We start from the raw sequence: 21,981 nt of genomic DNA, 5'->3' as shown, positions 1-21,981 counted from the left end.
GATGTCATGAAGAACTGGAAGATCGGCCATCGCCTTGGCCTGGGTTTCGCCGCAATCCTGGTCTTGCTGGTGGCAGTGGCCGCATTCGGCTTGCAGCAGGTGTCACGCCTGAACGATCGCATCGTCTTCCTGACTTCCGTTGACGAGGGCAAGCTGGAAGCCCTGTCCAAGGTGCAATTCGCCATCGGCCTGCGCGCTATTGCCGCGCGCAACCTGACCCTGGTGACCGAAGCCGCGGAACAGAAGAATGATCTGGCGCTGGTGGGGACCTCGCAAAAGGATATCGATGCGGGCATGGCCGAACTGACCCGTCTGATGCAGGATCCGGCCACTTCGCAACAGGAACGCGACATGCTGGAGCAGCTGCGCAAGCTGGAAGCGCAGTACCTGCCGGTGGCGGTCAACATCGTCAAGCTGGCCACCTCGCAACAGAATGATGCCGCGCGCGCCGCACTGGTCAAGGAGTGCATGCCCATCCTGAACCGCGTGATCGCCCATGTCGAGCAGCTCAGCAAGCTGCTGCGTACCAATTCCCAGGCCAACGTGGAGCAGGCCGAATCCGCCTATACCCTGGCCAAGTGGACCATGCTGGGCGCCAGCCTGGCGGCCCTGGTACTGGGTGGCCTGATCGCCTGGCTGCTGACGCGCTCCATTTCCCGTCCGCTGGCCCAGGCCGTGAGCGTGGCCCAGAGCGTACAGGCCGGCGACCTGGGCAGCCAGATCGAAGTGACCAGCAAGGATGAACTGGGCCAGTTGATGGCGGCTCTCAAGGGCATGAACGACAGCCTGGTGGCCATCGTCGGTGAAGTGCGTCATGGCACCGACACCATCGCCGTGGCCTCCGACGAAATCAAGCGCGGCAACATGGACCTGTCCAACCGCACAGAACAGCAGGCCAGTTCGCTGCAGGAAACCGCCTCGGCCATGGAACAGCTGACGGCCACCGTCAAGCAGACCACCGACAATGCCCTCGAAGCCCGTCGCCTGGCGGACAACGCCTCGCAGGTCGCCGCCAGGGGTGGCGCCGCCGTGGGTCGGGTGGTCGAGACCATGCATGCCATCAGCGCGTCCTCGCACAAGATCGTGGACATCATCAGCGTGATCGACGGCATCGCCTTCCAGACCAATATCCTGGCCCTGAACGCCGCTGTGGAAGCGGCCCGGGCCGGCGAGCAAGGCCGCGGTTTCGCGGTGGTGGCCTCCGAAGTGCGTACCCTGGCGCAACGCTCGGCTGTCGCCGCCAAGGAGATCGAGGCGCTCATCAACGAATCGGTCGCCAAGGTGGCCGCCGGTGAACAGCAGGTCGGCGAAGCCGGCAGCACCATGCAGGAAGTGGTCAAGAGCATCTCCAGCGTGACCCAGATCGTGCAGGACATCAGCGCCGCCAGCAGCGAACAGACCACCGGCCTGGAACAGATCAACAGCGCCGTCGCCCTGATCGACGAGGCCACCCAGCAGAACGCTGCCCTGGTCGAGGAAGCCGCTGCCGCTGCCGCCTCGATGCAGCAACAGACCGAGGCCCTGACCGATGTGGTGAGCGTGTTCAAGCTCTCCCCGGCGCAGGCTGCCCCCGCCGCCCTCGACCTGGGCCGGCCGCGCGACCCGCAGGCACCGTCGGCCATCCACGGCGGCGCGCAGATGGAGGCGCTCAGCTACGCGTGAGCCGACGCCGCCGTAACGATTTCCCTGAGGTAGTTCTTGCCGGCATCCGCGATGCCGGCTTTTTTTCTTGTCTGGCCGCTAATGCCGACCCGGATTTCCGGTTGGCAAATGCAGGCGCAAGGATGAGCTGCAGCCGGCGCGTGACCGGCCCCTTTAGTGGACTTGTCACATAATTGTTGTATCCTATGGCTCTTCGAAACTACGTCGGGCTCGCGCCTAACGCCATGCAAGATCACCCTAGTAGCGTCAAATCTGACGCTAAACCCCATCGTTCTCTCTTTGAACGACTCACCGCACTGATTTCCCCCGAGCCCGAGAACCGGGCAGAACTGCTCGAAGTGTTGCATGACGCCCACGAGCGCAACCTGATCGATGCCGACGCGCTGTCGATGATCGAAGGCGTGTTCCAGGTGTCCGACCTGGCCGTGCGCGACATCATGGTCCCGCGCTCGCAGATGGACACCATCGATATCTCCAAACCCATCGAGACCTGGATGCCGGAAGTGCTGGCGACCTCGCACTCGCGCTTTCCCGCCGTCGATGGCGAACGCGACAAGGTCATCGGCATCCTGCTGGCCAAGGACCTGCTGCGTTACTACGCCGAGGAGTCCTTCGACGTGCGCGACATGCTGCGTCCGGCCATCTTCATCCCCGAATCCAAGCGCCTCAATGTGCTGCTGCGCGACTTCCGCGCCAACCGCAACCACATGGCCGTGGTGGTCGACGAATACGGCGGCGTGGCCGGCCTGATCACCATCGAGGACGTGCTGGAACAGATCGTCGGCGACATCGAGGACGAATACGATTTCGACGAAGCCGAAGACAATGTGCTGGCCCTGAAGGACGGCCCGCACGGTCCGCGCTGGCGCGTCAAGGCGCTCACCGAGCTGGCCCAGTTCAATACCGAGGTCGGCAGCCGCTTCTCCGAGGACGAGGCCGACACCATCGGTGGCCTGGTCGCCAACCACGTCGGCCGGGTGCCGCGCAAGGGCGACGAGTTCGATATCGATGGCCTGCATTTCGAAGTGCTGCGCGCCGATGCGCGCCAGGTGCACGTCCTGCTGGTGTCGCGCTTGCCGCCGGCGCCGGTGGACGAAGAATGATGTCCTGACCTGCCTGCCTTTCCAGCGTGAATTCCCCTGCCTCTCCCGAATCGACCGCTCTGCGCGGCCGGACCGCTCCGTACGGCCGTCTTGGCGCGACTGCCGCACTGCTGCTGCCGGCGCTGGCGGGGGCGCTCAACGTCTTCGCCTTCGCCCCGTTCAAGTGGTGGCCGCTGCAGATCCTGGCACTGGCCTGGCTGTTCCATGGCGTGCTGGCCCGACCACAGGCCGGTGTGCGCAGCCACTTCCTGCGCGGCTGGCTGTATGGCTTCGGCTGGGCGGCGGCCGGTGTGCACTGGCTCTACATCAGCATGCACGACTACGGCGGCATGCCCTCCTGGATGGCGGCGCTGGCCGTGGGCCTGCTGGCGCTGTACCTGGGGCTGTACGCGGGCGCAGCCACGGCGCTGGCAGGCTGGCTACGCAATCGCTGGTCGTCTTCGCCGCTGCTGCTGGCGCTGTTCATGCTGCCGGCCCTGTGGGCGCTCAGCGAATGGCTGCGCGGCTGGGTCTTGACCGGCTTCCCCTGGCTGGTCTCGGGCTATGCGCATACCACCGGACCGCTGGCCGGCTTCGCCGCGGTCGGCGGGGTCTATCTGGTGGGCTGGATTGCGGCGCTGATCGCCGGCTGCCTGGCCCTGCTGTGGATGGGTCTGTGCCGCAAGGGCGTGGCCGGGACCGGCCAGCGCATCGTGCTGCCGCTGTGCGTGGCGGCGCTGCTGTGCGCCGGCGGGGTGGCGCTGCGCCTGGTGAAATGGACCGCGCCGCAGGGACAGCCGATCACGGTACGCCTCCTGCAGGGCAATATCCCGCAGGAAATGAAGTTTTCCAACGATGCTCTGGTCTCCACGCTGGGCATGTACGAACAGATGATCAGCGCCGCCCCGGCCGACCTGATCGCCACCCCGGAAACCGCGATCCCGCTGCTGCCGCAGCAGTTGCCACCGGATTACCTGGAACGTATCGCCCGTTTCGCCCAGCTCAGCGGCAGTCATCTGGCGCTGGGGATCCCGCTCTCCGACGGACCACAGCAATATGCCAACTCGGTGCTGGGCTTTGGTCCCGGCGTCGGCTCGGCACTCATGCCTTACCGCTATGACAAGCACCATCTGGTGCCCTTCGGCGAGTTCATCCCGACCGGTTTTCGCTGGTTCGTCGACCTGATGCACATCCCGCTGGGCGACATGACGCGCGGCGCGCCGGTGCAAGCGCCCTTCGGCGTGAAAGAGCAGTGGGTATTGCCCAACATCTGCTACGAAGACCTGTTCGGCGAGGAAATCGCCGGCCAGCTGCGCGAGGCCTACCGTGCCGGCCAGCCTGAGGCCAGCGTGCTGCTGAACCTGTCCAACATCGCCTGGTTCGGCAATTCCATCGCCCTGCCCCAGCATCTGCAGATTTCGCAGATGCGTTCGCTGGAGACCGGTCGTCCCATGCTGCGCGCCACCAACACCGGCGCCACCGCCGTGATCCTGCCGGGCGGGGCCACCAGCGAACTGACGCCCTATACCCGGGGTGTGCTGACCGGTCAGGTGCAGGGCTATGGCGGGCAGACGCCCTACATACTGCTGGGCAACAAGCTCATCGTCGGCATCGCCCTGCTGATGCTGCTGCTGGCCTGGGGACGCAACAAGGCCGCGCGTATCCGGCACTGAACCCGCAGCCCGGCCAAAACCGGGTCAAATGCCCCAAAAGACGCTAAAATCCAGGGTTTTCGCAATTCCTCCGCCGGTTCGCCAGGCAACCACACACGATGCTGACATTTCAACAAATCATCCTCAAGCTGCAAGAATACTGGGACGCCCAGGGCTGTGCGCTGCTGCAGCCCTACGACATGGAAGTCGGCGCGGGCACTTCGCACACCGCGACCTTCCTGCGCGCGATCGGCCCGGAGCCGTGGCGTGCCGCCTATGTCCAGCCTTCGCGTCGCCCCAAGGATGGCCGCTACGGCGAGAACCCCAATCGCATGCAGCACTACTACCAGTACCAGGTGGTGCTCAAGCCGGCGCCGGAAAACATCCTTGACCTGTACCTGGGTTCGCTGGAAGCGCTGGGCCTGGACCTGAAGCAGAACGACGTGCGTTTCGTCGAGGATGACTGGGAAAACCCCACCCTGGGCGCCTGGGGCCTGGGCTGGGAAGTCTGGCTCAACGGCATGGAAGTGACACAGTTCACCTACTTCCAGCAGGTCGGCGGCCTCGATTGCAAGCCGGTGCTGGGCGAGATCACCTATGGCATCGAACGCCTGGCGATGTACCTGCAGGGTGTGGAAAACGTCTACGACCTGGTCTGGACCGAATGGACCGAGAACGGCGTCAAGAAGCATCTGACCTATGGCGACGTGTTCCATCAGAACGAGGTGGAGCAATCGACCTTCAACTTCGAGTATTCCAACACAGAGTTCCTGTTCTCCCTGTTCACCAACTACGAAGCCGAGGCCAAGCGCCTCATGGAAGTGCCGCTGGCGCTGCCGGCCTACGAGCAGGTCCTCAAGGCCGCTCACACCTTCAACATGCTCGATGCCCGCGGCGCCATCTCGGTCACCGAGCGCGCCGCCTACATCGGCCGTATCCGCAATCTCTCGCGGGCAGTGGCACAGGCCTACTTCGAATCGCGTGAACGCCTGGGCTTCCCGATGCTGGGCCAGGGTCCGGCCAAGGCCGCGGCCTGACGCGCAACGCCATGACATGATGCGGCGCCGGCCCCTCCGTGAGGCCGACGTCCCGAGCAAGACAGCAAGACTGACAACATGAACCAGACACTCCTCGTAGAACTCGTCACCGAAGAACTGCCGCCCAAGGCACTGGCCAAGCTGGGCGATGCCTTCGCCCAGGGCATCTTCAATGGCCTGCAAAGCCGCGGTTATCTCGACACCGGCGCTGCCGCCACGGCCTATGCGACCCCGCGTCGCCTGGCCGTTTCCATCACCCAGGTACGCGCCGCCTCGCCGGACAAGTCGATCCGCGAAAAGGTGCTGCCGGTCAGTGTGGCGCTGGACGCTGACGGCCGTCCCTCGGCCCCGCTGGTGAAAAAGCTGGCCGCGCTGGCCGCCTCCACCGGTGCCACCGTGATCACCCCGGACCAGCTGGAACGCGCCCAGGACGGCAAGGCCGAGAGCTTCTTCTACACCTATACCGCCAAGGGCTCGGCGCTGGCCGTAGGTCTGCAGGCCGCGCTCGACGACAGCCTGACCAGGTTGCCCATCCCCAAGGTGATGAGCTACCAGCGCCAGTTCGGCCGCGCCGCCGGCGAGACCGTGCATTTCGTACGCCCGGCGCACTACCTGGTGGCGCTGCTGGGCAGCGAGGTGGTACCGGTCAATACGCTGGGTCTGGACGCCGGTCGCACTACGCTGGGCCATCGATTCCTTTCTTCCGGTGCGCTGCAGATCGCCTCGCCCGACACCTATGTCGAGGCGCTCGCCGCGCAAGGCAAGGTCATCGCCAGCTTCACCGAGCGCAAGGAGAAGATCCGCGCCGCCCTCTTGTCCAAGGCCGGCGCCGACCAGGTGCTGATGCCCGAAGCACTGCTGGATGAAGTCACTGCCCTGGTCGAATGGCCGGTGGTCTACGAATGCAAGTTCGAGGACGAATTCCTGGCCGTGCCGCAGGAATGCCTGATCCTGACCATGCAGACCAACCAGAAGTATTTCGCGCTGACCGAAAACGCCGGCAAGCTGCGCTCACGCTTTCTGATCGTCTCCAACCTGGAAACCGCCCATCCGGAACACATCATCGGCGGCAACGAGCGCGTGGTGCGCCCGCGCCTGTCGGATGCCAAGTTCTTCTTCGAGCAGGACAAGAAGAAGACCCTGGCCGAGCGTGTCCCACAATTGGGCAACGTGGTCTACCACAACAAGCTGGGCAACCAGCTGCAGCGTACCGAGCGCGTACAGGCGCTGGCCGGCAGGATTGCCGCGCTGATGGGCGGCGATGTGGCCCTGGCCGAACGCGGCGCCCTGCTGGCCAAGGCCGACCTGTTGACCGACATGGTCGGCGAGTTCCCGGAACTGCAAGGCATCATGGGCACTTACTATGCGCGCCATGACGGCGAGCCCGACGAAGTCGCCCTGGCCGCCTCCGAACACTACCAGCCGCGCTTTGCCGGCGACGCCCTGCCCACCACCGCAACTGGCACCGCCGTGGCCCTGGCCGACAAGCTGGAAACCCTGGTCGGCATCTGGGGCATCGGCCTGCAGCCGACCGGCGACAAGGACCCGTTCGCCCTGCGTCGTCACGCCCTGGGCGTGCTGCGCATGCTGGTGGAAAAACGCCTGCCGCTGTCATTGACCGCACTGCTGGACGCGGCTGCGGCACTGTTCGCCGGCAATGCCAATTTCAAGGACCCGCGCACCGAGGTGCGAGCCTTCATCTACGACCGCCTGCGCGGTCTGCTGCGCGAGCGCGGCTTTGCGCAGAACGAAGTCGAAGCGGTGGTGGCGCAGCAGCCCGAGGTGCTGGACAACGTGGTCGAACGCCTGCAGGCCGTGCAGGCCTTCGCCGCCCTGCCGGAGGCCGAAGCCCTGGCCGCGGCCAACAAGCGCATCACCAACATCTTGAAGAAGATCGAAGGCGTGGCCATCGATGCCCACGGCGCGGTGCAGGAAAGCCTGCTGCAGGAAGCGGCCGAACAGGGCCTGTTTGCAGCCATGCAGACCACCCGTCCGCAGGTCGAGGCCGCCTACGCAAAGGGCGACTTCGCCGCTGCCCTGAAGGCGCTGGCGCAGTTGCGCCAGAACGTCGATGCCTTCTTCAACGACGTCATGGTCAACGCCGAGGACGAGCAACTGCGCAAGAATCGCCAGGCACTGCTGGCGGCGCTGCACGGCATGCTCAACCAGGTGGCCGATATTTCCAAGCTGGCAGCGTAAGCAACGCGCCACGCCCGACCGTCGTACCGATCCGCCGCGCATGGGCCTGTTCCTGCGCGGCGGTGTTCATGAAGGGAAGCAGCAGGCATGAAACTGATCATTCTCGATCGCGATGGCGTCATCAACCATGATTCGGACGCCTTCATCAAGTCCCCCGACGAGTGGATCCCCATCAAGGGCTCGCTGGAAGCGATCGCTCGCCTGAACCAGGCCGGCTATCGGGTGGTGGTGGCGACCAACCAGTCGGGCGTGGCGCGCGGCTTGTTCGACATCAAGACCCTCAACGCCATCCACCAGAAGATGCACACCGCGGCCCAGCAAGCTGGTGCCGATATCGATGCGGTATTCTTCTGCCCGCACTCGGCCGATGACAATTGCGACTGTCGCAAACCCAAGCCCGGCATGTTCCACGAAATCGCCAAGCGCTTCAACATCAGCCTGCGCGGGGGCGTGGCCACGGTGGGCGATTCGCTGCGCGATCTGCAGGCCGGCTATGTGGCCGGCTGCGCGCCCTACCTGGTGTTGACCGGCAAGGGCGAGAAGACCCAGGCCAAGGGGGGCCTGCCGCCCGGCACACTGGTCTTCCCGGATTTATCGGGTGTGGTTGATTTCATCCTGAAGTCGCCGGTCGGGGTTTCGGTATAGTGCCGGCAGCCCGTCGCACGGCGGGCGGCATCCCCTCACAACAACAACATGCCTTGGCATGGGAGAAACGATTTTGCGCCTAGTTCTGATCCTGCGTTCGGTGGTCTTCATGGTCCTGATGGCCGTGGCCACCATCATCTGGTCCTTCGCCTGCCTGCTGTCTGCCCCCTTCCCTTATGCCCAGCGATACTGGTGGACGTCGCGCTGGAATGTCTTCGTGATCTGGACCGCGCGGGTAATCTGCGGCATCCGCTACGAGATCCGCGGCAAGGAAAACCTGCCCGACGCCCCGGTGATCCTGCTCTCCAAGCACCAGTCGGCCTGGGAAACCATCTTCTACGTCATCAACATGCCGCGTCCGCTGGTGTTCGTGTTCAAGAAGGAACTGACCTATGTGCCCTTCTTCGGCTGGGGCATCGCCCTGCTGCGCATGATCCCGATCGACCGCAAGAAAGGCCGTGACGCCTTTGCCCAGGTGCTGGAACATGGCCGCCGCCGTCTGCAGGATGGCCAGTGGATCACGATGTTCCCGGAAGGTACGCGCACCGCCGTCGGCTCGCAGGGGAAGTACAAGGCTGGCGGTTCGCGCCTGGCGGTGGAAACCAATACCCTGGTGGTACCGGTGGCGATGAACTCGGGCCAGTGCTGGCCCAAGGGTAGCTTCATCAAGAAACCGGGGTTGATCACGGTATCCATCGGCAAGCCGATCTCGCCGGAAGGCCTCACCCCGCAGGAACTGAACGAGCGCGTCGAAAATTGGATAGAATCGGAGATGCGCGTGATTTCGCCGGACGTCTACAAAAACAGCGCGCCCCGGCCGGCCGCCCAGGCAGCATCCCGATGATGCCGCGCGGCCGCAATCCTTAGCCAACTGCAACACAGGACGCCGCGACCGCCTTGATACTGCTCCGCAAACCCAAGACCAATCCCGACCAGCTCTCGCTGCAACTGGATTTGTTTGGCACGCCCCAAGCGGCGCCGGCCGCCTCGCCTGTCGACCCGGGCCCGGCGCTGCCGTCGCCGACGGTGCAACCACCGCTCATCGTCACGCCGCAGCCGGTGGTCCATGCGGCACCGCTGCCCACGCCACTGATCCCCGCCACACCCTCACCCGCCAGTCCCCTGCTGGCGCCCCCCAGCGGCCGTCCGGCCGATGGCAGACGGCGCATCCAGCTGGGCGAGCACACCATCGATTTCGCCTTGTTGCGTTCCAAGCGCCGTACCATCGGTTTCCTGGTGAGCGACGAGGGCTTGCGCGTGACCGCACCGAAATGGGTTAGCCTGGCCGAAATCGACAACGCCATCCGCGACAAGCAACGCTGGATTTTGTCCAAGCTCAATGAACGGCGCGAACGCTCGGCACGGCGCCTGCAACCGCAGATGCAGTGGCGCGACGGTGCCACCCTGCCCTACCTGGGCAACGACATCACCCTGCGCATCCGTACCGGCCAGCGCCAGGCGGTGTTCCTTGACGAAGGCACGCGCGAACTGAACATCAGCCTGCCGGCTGACGCCGGCGAGCAGCAATTGAAGGATCGCGTGCAGGGCTGGCTGCAGGCCCGCGCTGAAGAGCTGTTCGGCAAGCGCCTGATGGTCTACGCCGAAAAACTGGGCGTGACCTACCGCTCCTATGCGCTGTCGTCGGCCACCACGCAGTGGGGTTCCTGCACCTCGGATGCGCGCATCCGCCTGAACTGGCGGCTGATGCATTTCGCCCTGCCGCTGATCGACTACGTGATCGCGCACGAGCTGGCGCACCTGCGCGAGATGAACCACAGCCCGCGTTTCTGGGCCACGGTGCAATCGATCTTCCCCGAGTTCGAATCGGCCAAGAAGGCCTTGCGCGACAGCGCGCCGGAAACCCTGCCGATCTTCTGACCGGCGCGCCCTGGCGTGCTCAGAAACTCACATTCACGCCCACATCCAGCGAACGTCCATAGCCGGGCAAGGCTTGCAGGCTGCCGCTCTTGGCATTGGCCAGTCCCGACAGATAGACCCCGCCCAGCGGGTCGGCGTAATTGCGGTTGAACAGATTGCTGATGCCCGCATTGACGCTGATGGCCTGGTTGAAGCGATAAGCGGTCCTGAGATTGACGACGGTGTAGCTGGCGGTGACCGGTTCCAGTCGATTGCTGTCCACCAGCGTCTTGCGCGCCACATAGTTCAATTCGGCGCGGTGGGTCCAGGCACCGCGTTTCTGTTCCAGCGCAGCCAGCACGTTGAAAGGCATCATGTGATAGAGGTTGCCGCCATCGACTCGCTTGCCGCGCGTGAGACCGGCCTTGCCGGTAAAGGCAATGTCACCCAGGCCAGCGGTGCGCCACAACGGCCATTTCCACGACGCATTGATGCCGTACAGACGGGCGTCGTGGTTGGCGAACTGCAGCAGTTTGCCGGCGGCACTGCTCACGCTGTAGGGATTGAAGCTGCCGATCACATCCGCATCAATGTAGTTCTCGACATAGCTGAAGTAGGGCGTGAGCCTGAAGAACCAGCGCGGCCCGGCACCATCGCTACCATCACTGTCCTCGCTGTGCCAGTCCGCCGTGGCCGACAGCGTATGCGCCACCTCCGGCTTGAGGTCGATATTGCCGACGTAACCGTTGCCATCGCCGAACCAGTTGGTCATGGTCATGGCCATGGTGCCGCGGCCCCAGGTGTAGCGCTCGTACAGGTTGGGAGAGCGGGTCTTGCGAGCATAGCCGAACTCGTAGGTGTGACCGGCATCGGCCTCCAGGCGCGCCAGGGCCGTGACATCGATGTTGTTGTCGCGTCGTGCGTGATCCCGTGCGTTGAAGGCGTTGGCCGCCATCAGATCGGTCATGTTCATCATGCCGGTACCGTAAGGCTGCACGTTGCCGGCATCGGTCCTGACCAGTTCGTCGCGTACGCCAACCAGGGTGGTCCAGCGCGCATCGAGCTTGTGTTCCCATTCGGCGAACAGTGCCATGCGCTCGCGGCTGCCATCGTTGATGTTCACATAGGTGCTCGGCCCCATCATCATCGAGCCCGGGACCGGCGGCCAGAAATCATCGAGGTGGAAGCTGTGGAATTCGTTACCCAGGCGCAGCACGCTGGCACCGTCCTGGCCCAGATCGATGTCCGCGCGCACGCTGTAGCCCATGTCACGGCCCCGGGTATCCATGGGCATGGTGCCGCTGCGCTCTGCGCTGAAGAAGCCCATCTCGTGTTCGGTACGCTGCCAATACAATTTGGTCAACAGCTTGCCCCAGCCAAAGCGACGGTCGTAGCCCAGGTTGGCGAAGGTGGAACGATTTCCCGTCATGTCCATGTACTGGTTCGGGAAGCCTTGATAGGGAATGTATTGCTGGCCGACCTTGAGCACCAGCTGCTGGTCGTCTCCCCGCGCCGCCAGGGTCAATGCGTGGTTGTTGCTCTCGAACTGGCTGCCGAGGACCTTGTCGCCGTTGCCGTTGACATAGCTCTCGGCACGCGACCGGCTCCCCACGTAGCTGACCGACAGACTATCACTGGCCACCGTGGCATTGACGGAGGTCGAGACTTCGGAGTTGACGCTGCGTGCCGAGACCGAAAAGCCGCCCTTGCTCAACAACTGCCCCGCCTGTTGCGAAAACTGGGGGGGCGGCGAAGACAGCTCGATGCTGCCGCCAATGCTGTCGCCGCCAATGCTGACCGGCGTGATACCGGCCACCACCCGCGTCATGCCGACCTGCGAAGGTGGCATGTAGGACATGGGCGCGTTCATCTGGTTACCGCAGGCGGCGGTGACTTCCATGCCATCCAGGCGGATCTTGAGGCGGTCGGCAGCAAAGCCATTGAGCACCGGCAGCGCCGAGACGCCACCGGCGGCAGCGGTATAGAAGCCTGGCTGGTCGCGCAGCAGCGCGGTGCTGTCTGCGCTTGCCGCATTGGCTGTGGTACTCGGAGCCGACGGCTCGCCATGGACTGTGACGGTGGGTAGACGGGTGTCGTCGGTGCTTTGTGCCAGCGCATGGCCGCACGCAGCGAAGGCCAGCGCAATGGCGCAGGCGCAAGGTGTCAATTGCATGGAACTCCCCTGTGATTGTCGTTATCGGTAGGCTGACAATTATCAGGAAGAGCGGCGGTCCAGGGCTGCGACATATTGTCGCGACCCGCGCGAGAGCGTGACGAGGATGGCGCCGCCCCAGGCGCGACAAGGGGGCGGACGGTTGCGTCAAATTGCCGCAGCCATCCGTCGAGGTGCGGCACTCAGTGCGGCATATAGCGTTCTGCCAGGGTCTCGTAGAGCGGCGGTGCGAACAGCTTGGACACCGCCGAGGCAATGAGCGAGGTCGCCATCAGCGAGATCACCAGGGCATGGCCATCCACCATTTCCATCACGATCACGAAGGCGGTGATGGGTGACTGCGTCACCGCCGCCAGGTAGCCGACCATCGCCAGTGCCACCAGCATGGGCAGCGAGGTGCCGCCGAAGACCAGGTGCAGCAGGTTGCCAAAGCCGGCGCCGATGGACAGCGAGGGCGCGAAGATGCCGCCTGGCAGGCCCGGCAGGTAGGAACCGATCATGGAAGCGAACTTGAGGAAGGGGTAGAACACCGAGAGGCCCTGGCCATCGTTGAGCAACCCATGCGCCTGTTCGTAGCCACTGCCGAAGGTGGCACCGCCGGCAGCCACGCCGATGACCGCGACGATGAAGCCGCACAGGGCCGCGAAGGCCACCGGGCGCTCGGCGCGCAGGGTGACCACGGCGGCAGGGATCCAGCGCGTGGGATTGAGAATCAGCCAGCAGAACAGGCCACCGGCCACCCCGGTCAGCACCGCCGTGACCACCACCGCCAGGATCAGCCGGCCGCTGGTCTCGCCGGGGAAGGCAATGGATCCGAAATAGGTATAGTTGCCGTTGATAGACAGCGCCACCAGGCCGGCGAAGATGATGGTGGTGATGACCACCCCGCTGGCGCGCTGCTCGAAGCTGCGCGAAAGTTCTTCGATGGCGAACACGATCCCCGCCAGCGGCGTGTTGAACGCGGCCGCCAGACCTGCAGCCGCGCCGGCCAGGATCAGGCGACGTTCCATGTGTTCGTAGCCGGCCGGATACAGGCGGCGCAGGTTGTACATGATGGCCGCACCGATCTGCACCGTCGGCCCCTCACGGCCGATGGTCATGCCACCGGCGATCGCCACCACCGACAGCACGATCTTGCCGACCATGACGCGAATGGAGAGCAGCGCATTGCCGCGCTCGGCGGTATCCCCATGCAGCGTGGCGATGGCCTGCGGAATACCGCTACCTTCGGAACCGGGGAAATAGCGGCGCGTGATCCACACGCAAGCGGCGCAGACGGCCGGCGTCAGCAGCAGCGGCAGCCAGGGTGAACGGTGCTCGATGCTGCGGAAGAATCCGAAGCCGATCTCGATGGCCTGCGCATAGAGCACCGCGACCAGGCCCACGATGATGGCGCCGCTCCAGAGGATGCCGTATTCGACCCACAGGCGGCGCATGTGGCTTTTGGAAAGTTGGTAGAGACTCAATTGGCGTTCCTGCTGTCGTTCTTGGATGGAGTGATGCGATGATGCGGTAATCCGGCGGCTGGTCCCTGCCGAATGAAAAAAGCCCGCGCGAGCGGGCTGGCAGGCTGACCGGCGCGCGACTCAGTCGGCGGCGTCGAACTGTTCCTTCTTCTGGATGAACTCGATCTTGTAGCCATCCGGATCGGTGACGAAGGCGATCACGGTCTTGCCGTGCTTCATCGGGCCGGCTTCGCGGGTGACGCTGCCGCCCTTGGCCTTGACCGCGTCGCAGGCGGCGTAGGCATCGTCGACCTCAATGGCGATGTGACCATAGCCGGTGCCCAGGTCATAGGATTCGGTATCCCAGTTGTGGGTCAGTTCCAGCACGGTGTGATCGCGCTCTTCGCCGTAACCGACGAAGGCCAGCGTGAACTTGCCGTCGGGATAGTCATTCCTGCGCAGCAGTTTCATGCCCAGCACCTGGGTATAGAAATCGATGGAACGATCCAGATTTCCCACGCGCAGCATCGTGTGCAACATTCTCACTTGGCGACTCCTTTTGATTCATGGCTAATGTGACGCAAGCCGACATTATCCCCGATTTGAGGGACTCGCGCCCGAGGCGGGCAGATGCGGGGCGGCCAGGCAGTCGGTGGCCGGCAGAGGGAGACGCAAAAAAACGGGCAATCCGTGGATTGCCCGTTTTTCCTCAAGATGGCTTGCGCCGTGGATGTCCTGGACCGTTAACGGGGGACCAGTCCCGTATGCTGCCTCAACGGCCGTAGTAATAAGCGGAACGGTCGTCGTAGCGATAACGGTCATCGTAACGATAGGTGCGCACTTCGGTACGCTCAACGTAACGCACCGGGCGCGGCGGCGGAGGTGCGTAATAACGCGGTTGCTCGTACACCACCTGCTGCGGCGGCTGGTAGTACACCGGCTGGGGGGCCTGGTAATACACCTGCTGTGGCGGGGCCTGATAGACCGGTGCGGAATTGGCGTTGGCGATCAGCGATCCGATGGCGACGGCGCCGATGATACCGGCAGCGATGGCCACTCCATTGCCGCCCCGGTCATGCGCCATGGCCGGCGTGCTGACGACGGCAGCGGAAGCAAGAAGGGTGGTGGCGATCAATACCGATGCGATTTTTTTGCTGGCCATGATTGGCTCCTGTCAAAGAAGGCCGCGATCTGTCGCGGCACGATTCCAATATAAGACAGCTTCAGCTCAAATCCATCGAATATGAAACTTCGTTACAGTTCTTACGGCTGGGTCGCGGCCCTGTAATAAAGTGCAACAGTCGGGCTGGCGGGCCGGCTCAGGCCTGGCGCGCCTCCAGCAGCCGGGCCAGGGCCACGAACTGTTCCACCGGCACGGCTTCCGGGCGGGCCTGGGGATCGACCCCGGCCTGTCGCAATTCATCTTCGCTGAACAGGCCCGCCACGCAGTTGCGGATCACCTTGCGCCGTTGCGAAAAGGCCTTGGTCACGACCTGCTCCAGCAGGGCTTGCTGGCAGGCCATGGGCTGCGCCAGCGGAATCATGCGTACGATGGCTGAATCCACCTGTGGCGGCGGGTCGAAGGCGGTAGGGGGCACCACGAACAGCAGCTCCATGTGATACCGCCATTGCAGCATCACCGACAGCCTGCCATAGGCCTTGCCGCCCGGTTCGGCCACCATGCGTTCGACCACTTCCTTTTGCAGCATGAAATGCTGGTCCTGCACCTGAGGGGCGATCTCGGCCAGGTGAAACAGCAAGGGGCTGGATATGTTGTAAGGCAGGTTGCCCACCACGCGCAGCTTGCGACCCTCGGGCAGGGGGATGCTGGCGAAATCGAACTTGAGCGCGTCAGCCGAATGCACCGTCAGGCGGCTGGCGTCGAAGCGCTTCCTGAGGCGCTCCACCAGGTCGCGGTCCAGTTCCACCACGTGCAAGTGGCGCAATCCCTCCAGCAGCAAGGCGGTCATCGCCGCCAGGCCGGGGCCGATCTCGACCATGGCGTCGTCGGCTGCGGGGGCGATGGAGCGGATGATGTCATGCAGCACCACGTCATCGGTGAGGAAGTTCTGGCCGAAGCGCTTGCGCGGAATATGTTTCATGGTCTTGTCTTGTCGTTGCGGCAGGCCTCAGCGGCCCGTGTTCTGTTGCCGGCGCGCCATGTCGGCGGCGGCGCGGATGGCCACCAGCATGCTGCCGTGGTCGGCGTGCCCGAGGCCGGCGGCGGCCAGATCCAGGGCGGTGCCGTGATCGACCGATGTCCGGATCAGGGGCAGGCCGAGCGTGATGTTGATGCCATGGCCGAAACTGGCGAACTTGAGCACCGGCAGACCCTGGTCATGGTACATGGCCAGCACGCAATCGGCCTGCTCCAGATACTTGGGCTGGAACAGGGTATCGGCCGGATAGGGACCGCGGGCATCGATGCCGCGGGCGTGGGCGGCTTCCAGTGCGGGCGTGATGACCTCGATTTCCTCGCGGCCCAGGTAACCGTTTTCGCCGGCATGTGGATTCAGGCCGGTGACCAGGATGCGCGGGCGGGCAATGCCGAACTTGCCACGCAGGTCGGCCTGCAGGATGTCCAGTGTGCGCGCCAGACCGGCGGCGGTGATGGCCTGCGGCACATCCTTCAGAGCCAGGTGCGTGGTGGCCAGGGCCACGCGCAGATGGGGGGCGTCGCCACCGGCCAGCATCATCACCACTTGCGGCGTGCGGGTGACTTCGGCCAGGTATTCGGTATGGCCGGTGAAGGCCACGCCGGCATCGTTGATGGTGCTCTTCTGCAGGGGAGCGGTGACGATGGCGGCGAAAGCGCCGGCCAGCGCCCCCTGCACGGCCAGATCCAGGGTCTGCAGCACGGCACGGCCGTTGCGGGCATCCAGCACGCCCGGGCGTACCGGCTCGGCCACGGGGCAATCGATAACGGTGAGGCAATCCACCGGGAAATGCGGCAGGCCGCTGTTGCGCCACGCCTGGATCGAGATGGCCGCCACCCGCATGGCGGGGTCGAGGTCATGAGCGGTCTGGGCCAACAGGGCGGCATCGCCGAGCAGGATGCAGCGCACCTCTGCGCGCAGCTCCCAGGCGGCACGCAGGGAAATCTCGGGACCGATGCCGGCCGGTTCGCCGCAGGTCAGGGCAAGGATGGGTCGGTTCATGGCGTCTTCTGGGCTCCCGATAGCGGGCTTCAAAAATGCAAGAGCCGGCAACGGGGCCGGCCTCTTGCGCGCAAGGGGGCGCAGGATCTGCTCCCCGGGTCGCTGATCTTACTCGTCGTTGCGGTATTCGACGTAGGCGCGGTCGCGGATCTGGCGCATCCAGTCCTCGGTGGCTTCCTCGATCTTGCGTTCGCGGATGGCCTGGCGCGCAGCCTGGCGGGCGCGTTCCTTGGAGGCATCATCGGTCTTGCGCTCGACCACCTGGATCAGGTGGTAACCGAATGGGGTCTCGATGGGCTGGCTGACTTCGCCGGGCTTCAACTGGTCCATGGCGCGCTCGAATTCGGGCACGGTGTCCCCGGGATAGATCCAGCCCAGGTCGCCGCCCTTGGAGGCGGACAGGTCATTGGAGTACAGCTTGGCCAGTTCCTCGAAAGAGGCGCCGTGGTCCAGGCGCTCCTTGAGTTCGGTCAGCTTGCGCTTGGCTTCGGCGGCGGTCACCACCTGGTTGACCTTGATCAGGATGTGACGCACATGGGTCTGCTGCACGGCCGGCGCGGCAGCCTGGGTGCCACCGGCGGCGCGGCGGCCGACCAGCTTGAGGATGTGGAAGCCGTTGCCGCTCTTGAGCAGGCCGCTGACCTGGCCTTCCTGCAGCTTGGCCACGCCGTCCAGGAACAGCTGCGGCAAGCGGTCGGTCGGGCGCCAGCCGAGGTCGCCACCCGAGAGGGCGTCGGCAGCATCCGAGTAGGCGGCGGCGGTCTTGGCGAAATCGGCGCCGGTCTTGAGCTGACGCAGCACGTCTTCAGCCCGTTCGCGGCGCGCGGCCAGCTGCTCTGCGGAGGCGTTTTCCGGGACCCGGATCAGGATCTGGGCGATGTCCAGTTCCTGGCGCTGACCACCGGCATTGGCTTCGGCGGCGAGGTAGTTGTCGATTTCCGATTCGGTGACCACCACCTTGTTGTCCACCTCCCGCTCACGCAGGCGCTGGCTCAGGATTTCGCGGCGGATTTCTTCGCGGAAGCTGGCGTAGTTCATGCCTTCGGATTCCAGGCGCGTGCGGAATTCCGGCATGGACAGCTTGTTCTGTTCGGCGATGCGCTGCATGGCGCGGTCCAGCATGGCGTCGTCCACCACGATGCCGCTTTCCTTGGCCATCTGTGCCTGTGCTCGCTCGACGATCATGCGCTCGACCAGCTGGCGTACCAGTTGCGCGCGCGGCGGCAGCTGCACGTTCTGCGCGGCCATGCGCTTTTCCACGCTGGCCAGGCGCTCGGCCACTTCCTGACGGGTAATGACTTCGTTGTTGACCACGACCAGGATGGAGTCCACTGGACGCGGCTCCACGCGGGCGACCGCTGCGGTCGGGGGTGCCGCAGCCGGTGCCGCGGCGGCAGTGGGCGCGGATGCTGCCGGTACGGCGGCCGGCTTGGCGGCGGCCGGTTTAGCAGGCGTCTTGGCGGCGGGCTTGGCCGGCGCCGGCTGCGCGCTGCCGGCGGTCTCCGGCGGCGTCACCGGGATGATGGTCGTGGCGAACTGCGCATGCGCATTGCTGATCACGCCCAGCATGCACAGCAGCGCGGTCACTGTTTTGGTTGTTGCGAGGAGTGGTGTACGCATATTACGCATGGACTAATCGTTGGTTCGGAAAAGGTTAGAAGTTGTTGTTGCCGGACACGGAATCCGGCAGGTTCACGTTCTGGTAACCGGGCACGCTGCTCTTGATCGCATCCATGGGATTGGAACCGATCTTGGAGAAGCCGTTGAGTTCGAGCTGGATGAAGAAGCCCGTGGACGCCTTGGTGGACGACGTCGGAATGCGTTGCGCAACCACCCGGAAGACCCAGCAGTCGGCCTTGTATTCGAAGCCGGCCAGGCCTTCGGCCACGGTGCGGTCGGGGATGGAATAGTTCATGCGGCCCACGGCGTAGATACGCTGGGTCAGCGGCCACTGTCCGGAGATGTCCACCTGCTTGAGCGGGTCGAGTACGCCGGTGTAGGGGTTGATGTAGGTGCGATCGAGGCGGTATTGCAGGTTCAGCACGCGCTTGGGCGCCGGCTGCCAGCGAATGCCGAAGGTCGAGCGCACCATCTGGCGCAGGGTTTCACTGTACTGCACCGTGTTGTCGGTGGAGAATTCGCGCGTGATCTGGCCGCCCAGCGCCAGCAACAGGTCGGACTTGCTGCCCAGGGTCGTGGTGGTGGTACCGCTGATGCCGACCTTGGGATCGGTGAAATAATAGCGCTGGCCGATGGCCGCGCGCAGGCGCTCCAGGCCGTTTTCCTCGATCAGGCGCGAGGTCACGGCAGCCGTCAGCTGGTTGGCATCGCTGATGCGGTCGTGACCGGCGAAGCGGTTCTCGGTGAAGATCTGGGCGAAGTTGAAATCGGCCAGGCCGGAGTCGAACACCGGGAACTGCGACTGGTCGCGATAGGGTGTACGTACGTAGAACAGGCGCGGTTCCAGGGTCTGCGTCATGCTGCGGCCGAGCAGGTTGGATTCGCGCTCGAAGATCATGCCGGAATCCAGCGACAGGGTCGGCAGGGTGCGCGAGAGGTTGGTCGGCTGGCCGGGCGAGACATTGTTCAGGCTGTATTGCGTGGCATCAAGGATCACCTTGGGCGTGATGAAGTAGCCAGGACGGATGATGGGATACGACACGGTCTGCGTGACATAGCTGCGGTCGCCGCCGACTAGATCACCGCTGCTGAAGCGGGTGAATTCTGCGACCGTGTTGAAATCGAAACCGCCGACGTCGTAGCGCATCCCGTTGAAAGTAAGCTGTGGTACGCGGTCGTATGGCTTACCGATCGGCGCATTGACATCCTGCAGCAGCTGATACTTCGATACCAGGCCCGTCACGCTCCAATAGGTACTACCGTAGCTGAGGCTGACATTGCGCGGCAGCAAACGCTGCGTACTGCCTGTAATGGAATGAGCGAAATCGGACGGATAATCGTTGTCGGACGCCTTGTTCAGGTTCCACGCCAGTTGCAGGCCGGGAGCCAGTATCTGGTTGTGGACCGAGGACAGCGAATAGCGGCCGGTGCCGGTGACCCGGTCCTGGATTCCCTCGACATAGGTGACGCCGTTGTAGCCGTCGCCCAGGTAGCGGGTTTCCGCGCCCATCTGCAGGCCGCGCCGGGCGATGTACTTGGGCACCAGCGTGAGGTCATAGTTGGGTGCCAGGTTGAAGTAGTATGGTACCGCCACTTCGGCGCCGCCATTGCTGGTCATGCCGATGGTGGGTGGCAGCACGCCCGACTTGCGCTCGCCCGAGAGCGGGAACGACATCCAGGGCGCCCCCAGGATGGGGACATCCTTGAAATACACCAGCCCCCCATGCACGGTGCCCTCATCGCGACCGCTGTCCAGGTCCATGGTGCGGGCGCGCAGATACCAGTCGGGGTCCGGCGCCTCGCAGGTACTGTAGGTCCCCTGGGTAACCCGGGCCTCGTCATCGGACAGGAAATCGATGCGTTCGGCCTTGCCGCGTCCACCGTTCTTGCCCAGCAGATAAGTCGGCTTGGTCACGTAGCCGGCGCCGGTACCCATGTTCATTTCGGCATAATCGCCGGTGTACTGGTCCTGCAGGCGCTGCATCCACACGTGGCCGGTCGCCTCGACTTCATCCTGGATGATGCGGTATTCGGCCTTGTCGGACTTGATGGTGGTGGCCCCCTTGACCAGTTCCACGTCGCGATCGAGGTTGACCTGACGGTCGGGACGGCCGGTCATCTGCTCGGCACTCACGTTGACCGGGGCATCCTGGTCCTGCGCGGGCGGCGTGGCTGGCGCCGGCATGGTCATCTGGGCGTGCACCGACAGCGGCAACAGGGCCGAGGCCGAGGCCACGGCCATTGCCGAAGAGAACAGACGCGCCAGCCGCCAGTTGACAGTACGTTCAGTTAAAGACTTGGAAAACCGGATCATGAAAAGAGAGGCTAGATACCGTGCAGGCGGATTTTTTGGGTTTAATCCCTTATTATATGGGAACTCAACCACGTCAAACGATTTCCTCAGATAGTTCATGTCTTCACCTGGTTCCGCCCCCGATCTCCGCCTGTCCGAACTGCAAGCCTGGCTGGCCACCCTGGCCGCTACCCCGGTGCTTCCCTCCACCCTGCGGCCGGCGTCCGCCGATGCCAGTTTCCGCCGGTATTTCCGCGTGGATACGCCCGATGGCGGCAGCGCCATCGTGATGGACGCTCCGCCGCCGCAGGAAGACGTACGCCCCTTCATCAAGGTGGCCGGGCTCTTCGGCGAGACCGGGGTGACCGTGCCGAAGGTCCTGGCGCAGGATGCCGAGCGCGGCTTCCTGCTGCTCTCCGACCTGGGTTCGACCACCTATCTGTCGCAACTGTCGGCCGACAGCGCGCACGCACTATACATGGATGCCATCGAGGCCCTGGTACTTTTACAAGCGCAAAGCAAGCCCGAGGCGCTGCCCGAGTATGACCGCGCGCTGCTGCTGCGCGAGCTGGAGCTGTTCCGCGAGTGGTACATCGGCAAGCACCTGGGCGTGACGCTGACCGACGAGCAGAATGCGGTGCTGGACAAGACCTTCGACGCCATCCTGGCCAACAACCTGGCGCAACCGCAGGTCTATGTGCATCGGGACTATCATTCGCGCAACCTGATGGTGCTGCCCAAGGGCAATCCCGGCATTCTGGACTTCCAGGATGCGGTCTATGGCCCCATCACCTATGACCTGGTCTCGCTGCTGCGCGACGCCTACATCCAGTGGGACGAAGAAATGGTGCTGGACTGGGCCATCCGTTACTGGGAAAAGGCGCGCCGCGCCGGCCTGCCGGTGACCACAGACATCGACAGTTTCTACCGTGACTTCGAGTGGATGGGCCTGCAGCGCCATCTGAAGGTGCTGGGCATCTTCGCCCGTCTGTGGCATCGCGATGGCAAGGACGGCTACCTGAAGGACATCCCGCTGGTGATGGAATACACCCTCAAGACCGCGCGCCGCTACGTGGCCTTCACCCCGCTGGTGCGCCTGATCGAAAAGCTGGAACAGGAACACGCACCCAAGTTCGGCTACACTTTCTGAGGCGCCGA

Annotated in this window: 17 protein-coding genes; 9 read left to right on the top strand and 8 right to left on the bottom strand. The window is 64.3% G+C overall.

Annotation, left to right across the window (positions count from 1 at the left end):
• Positions 1 to 6: 6 nt before the first annotated feature.
• From VE092_RS19660 to VE092_RS19625, 8 genes are all read left to right on the top strand, one after another.
• The gene (locus VE092_RS19660; protein ID WP_324879677.1) at positions 7 to 1,662 is read left to right on the top strand and encodes a methyl-accepting chemotaxis protein; all 1,656 of its coding nucleotides are present in this window, start codon (positions 7 to 9) and stop codon (positions 1,660 to 1,662) included.
• Between the two features lie 224 nt (positions 1,663 to 1,886).
• Positions 1,887 to 2,765: an HlyC/CorC family transporter gene (locus VE092_RS19655; protein ID WP_324879676.1), complete on the top strand. Its 879-nt coding sequence runs from the start codon at positions 1,887 to 1,889 to the stop codon at positions 2,763 to 2,765.
• Positions 2,766 to 2,824: 59 nt separating this feature from the next.
• Positions 2,825 to 4,417 (top strand): apolipoprotein N-acyltransferase, encoded by a 1,593-nt coding sequence (gene lnt, locus VE092_RS19650; RefSeq protein WP_414653513.1) that lies wholly within the window; start codon positions 2,825 to 2,827, stop codon positions 4,415 to 4,417.
• 98 nt (positions 4,418 to 4,515) lie between these two features.
• Positions 4,516 to 5,433 (top strand): glycine--tRNA ligase subunit alpha, encoded by a 918-nt coding sequence (glyQ, locus tag VE092_RS19645; protein WP_324879675.1) that lies wholly within the window; start codon positions 4,516 to 4,518, stop codon positions 5,431 to 5,433.
• 78 nt (positions 5,434 to 5,511) lie between these two features.
• Complete coding sequence (gene glyS, locus VE092_RS19640; protein WP_324879674.1) at positions 5,512 to 7,632, top strand: glycine--tRNA ligase subunit beta; 2,121 nt, start codon at positions 5,512 to 5,514, stop codon at positions 7,630 to 7,632.
• 87 nt (positions 7,633 to 7,719) lie between these two features.
• Positions 7,720 to 8,277 (top strand): D-glycero-beta-D-manno-heptose 1,7-bisphosphate 7-phosphatase, encoded by a 558-nt coding sequence (gene gmhB / locus VE092_RS19635; RefSeq protein ID WP_324879673.1) that lies wholly within the window; start codon positions 7,720 to 7,722, stop codon positions 8,275 to 8,277.
• A 58-nt stretch (positions 8,278 to 8,335) separates the two neighbouring features.
• Positions 8,336 to 9,121 carry a lysophospholipid acyltransferase family protein gene (locus VE092_RS19630; protein WP_324879672.1) on the top strand — a complete coding sequence of 262 codons (786 nt, stop codon included), beginning with the start codon at positions 8,336 to 8,338 and terminating at the stop codon, positions 9,119 to 9,121.
• A 53-nt stretch (positions 9,122 to 9,174) separates the two neighbouring features.
• Complete coding sequence (locus tag VE092_RS19625; protein WP_324879671.1) at positions 9,175 to 10,155, top strand: M48 family metallopeptidase; 981 nt, start codon at positions 9,175 to 9,177, stop codon at positions 10,153 to 10,155.
• Positions 10,156 to 10,174: 19 nt separating this feature from the next.
• Here the strand turns inward: VE092_RS19625 and VE092_RS19620 are convergent, their stop codons facing one another.
• From VE092_RS19620 to VE092_RS19585, 8 genes are all read right to left on the bottom strand, one after another.
• Positions 10,175 to 12,307 (bottom strand): TonB-dependent receptor, encoded by a 2,133-nt coding sequence (locus VE092_RS19620; RefSeq protein WP_324879670.1) that lies wholly within the window; start codon positions 12,305 to 12,307, stop codon positions 10,175 to 10,177.
• Between the two features lie 182 nt (positions 12,308 to 12,489).
• Complete coding sequence (locus VE092_RS19615) at positions 12,490 to 13,743, bottom strand: chloride channel protein (protein WP_324879715.1); 1,254 nt, start codon at positions 13,741 to 13,743, stop codon at positions 12,490 to 12,492.
• 150 nt (positions 13,744 to 13,893) lie between these two features.
• Positions 13,894 to 14,298: a lactoylglutathione lyase gene (gene gloA, locus VE092_RS19610; protein ID WP_324879669.1), complete on the bottom strand. Its 405-nt coding sequence runs from the start codon at positions 14,296 to 14,298 to the stop codon at positions 13,894 to 13,896.
• A gap of 226 nt (positions 14,299 to 14,524) precedes the next feature.
• Positions 14,525 to 14,914, bottom strand: a complete 390-nt coding sequence (locus VE092_RS19605) for a hypothetical protein (RefSeq protein ID WP_324879668.1) — start codon at positions 14,912 to 14,914, stop codon at positions 14,525 to 14,527.
• Between the two features lie 157 nt (positions 14,915 to 15,071).
• Entirely contained in the window at positions 15,072 to 15,854 is a 783-nt protein-coding gene (gene rsmA, locus VE092_RS19600; protein WP_324879667.1) for a 16S rRNA (adenine(1518)-N(6)/adenine(1519)-N(6))-dimethyltransferase RsmA, read from the bottom strand.
• A gap of 27 nt (positions 15,855 to 15,881) precedes the next feature.
• Positions 15,882 to 16,910, bottom strand: coding sequence for a 4-hydroxythreonine-4-phosphate dehydrogenase PdxA (gene pdxA / locus VE092_RS19595; RefSeq protein WP_324879666.1), 1,029 nt, complete (start codon positions 16,908 to 16,910; stop codon positions 15,882 to 15,884).
• 108 nt (positions 16,911 to 17,018) lie between these two features.
• Positions 17,019 to 18,539 (bottom strand): peptidylprolyl isomerase, encoded by a 1,521-nt coding sequence (locus tag VE092_RS19590; protein ID WP_324879665.1) that lies wholly within the window; start codon positions 18,537 to 18,539, stop codon positions 17,019 to 17,021.
• Positions 18,540 to 18,564: 25 nt separating this feature from the next.
• On the bottom strand, positions 18,565 to 20,844 hold the full coding sequence (locus tag VE092_RS19585; protein ID WP_324879664.1) for an LPS-assembly protein LptD: 2,280 nt from the start codon (positions 20,842 to 20,844) through the stop codon (positions 18,565 to 18,567).
• Between the two features lie 97 nt (positions 20,845 to 20,941).
• Between VE092_RS19585 and VE092_RS19580 the strand changes: the two genes are divergently transcribed.
• The gene (locus VE092_RS19580; protein WP_324879663.1) at positions 20,942 to 21,973 is read left to right on the top strand and encodes an aminoglycoside phosphotransferase family protein; all 1,032 of its coding nucleotides are present in this window, start codon (positions 20,942 to 20,944) and stop codon (positions 21,971 to 21,973) included.
• Positions 21,974 to 21,981: the final 8 nt, after the last annotated feature.

This window comes from Herbaspirillum sp., assembly GCF_035644555.1.
In the GTDB taxonomy this organism is placed as follows: Bacteria; Pseudomonadota; Gammaproteobacteria; order Burkholderiales; family Burkholderiaceae_D; genus Herbaspirillum.
This window is presented reverse-complemented; position numbering and strand designations above follow the sequence as displayed.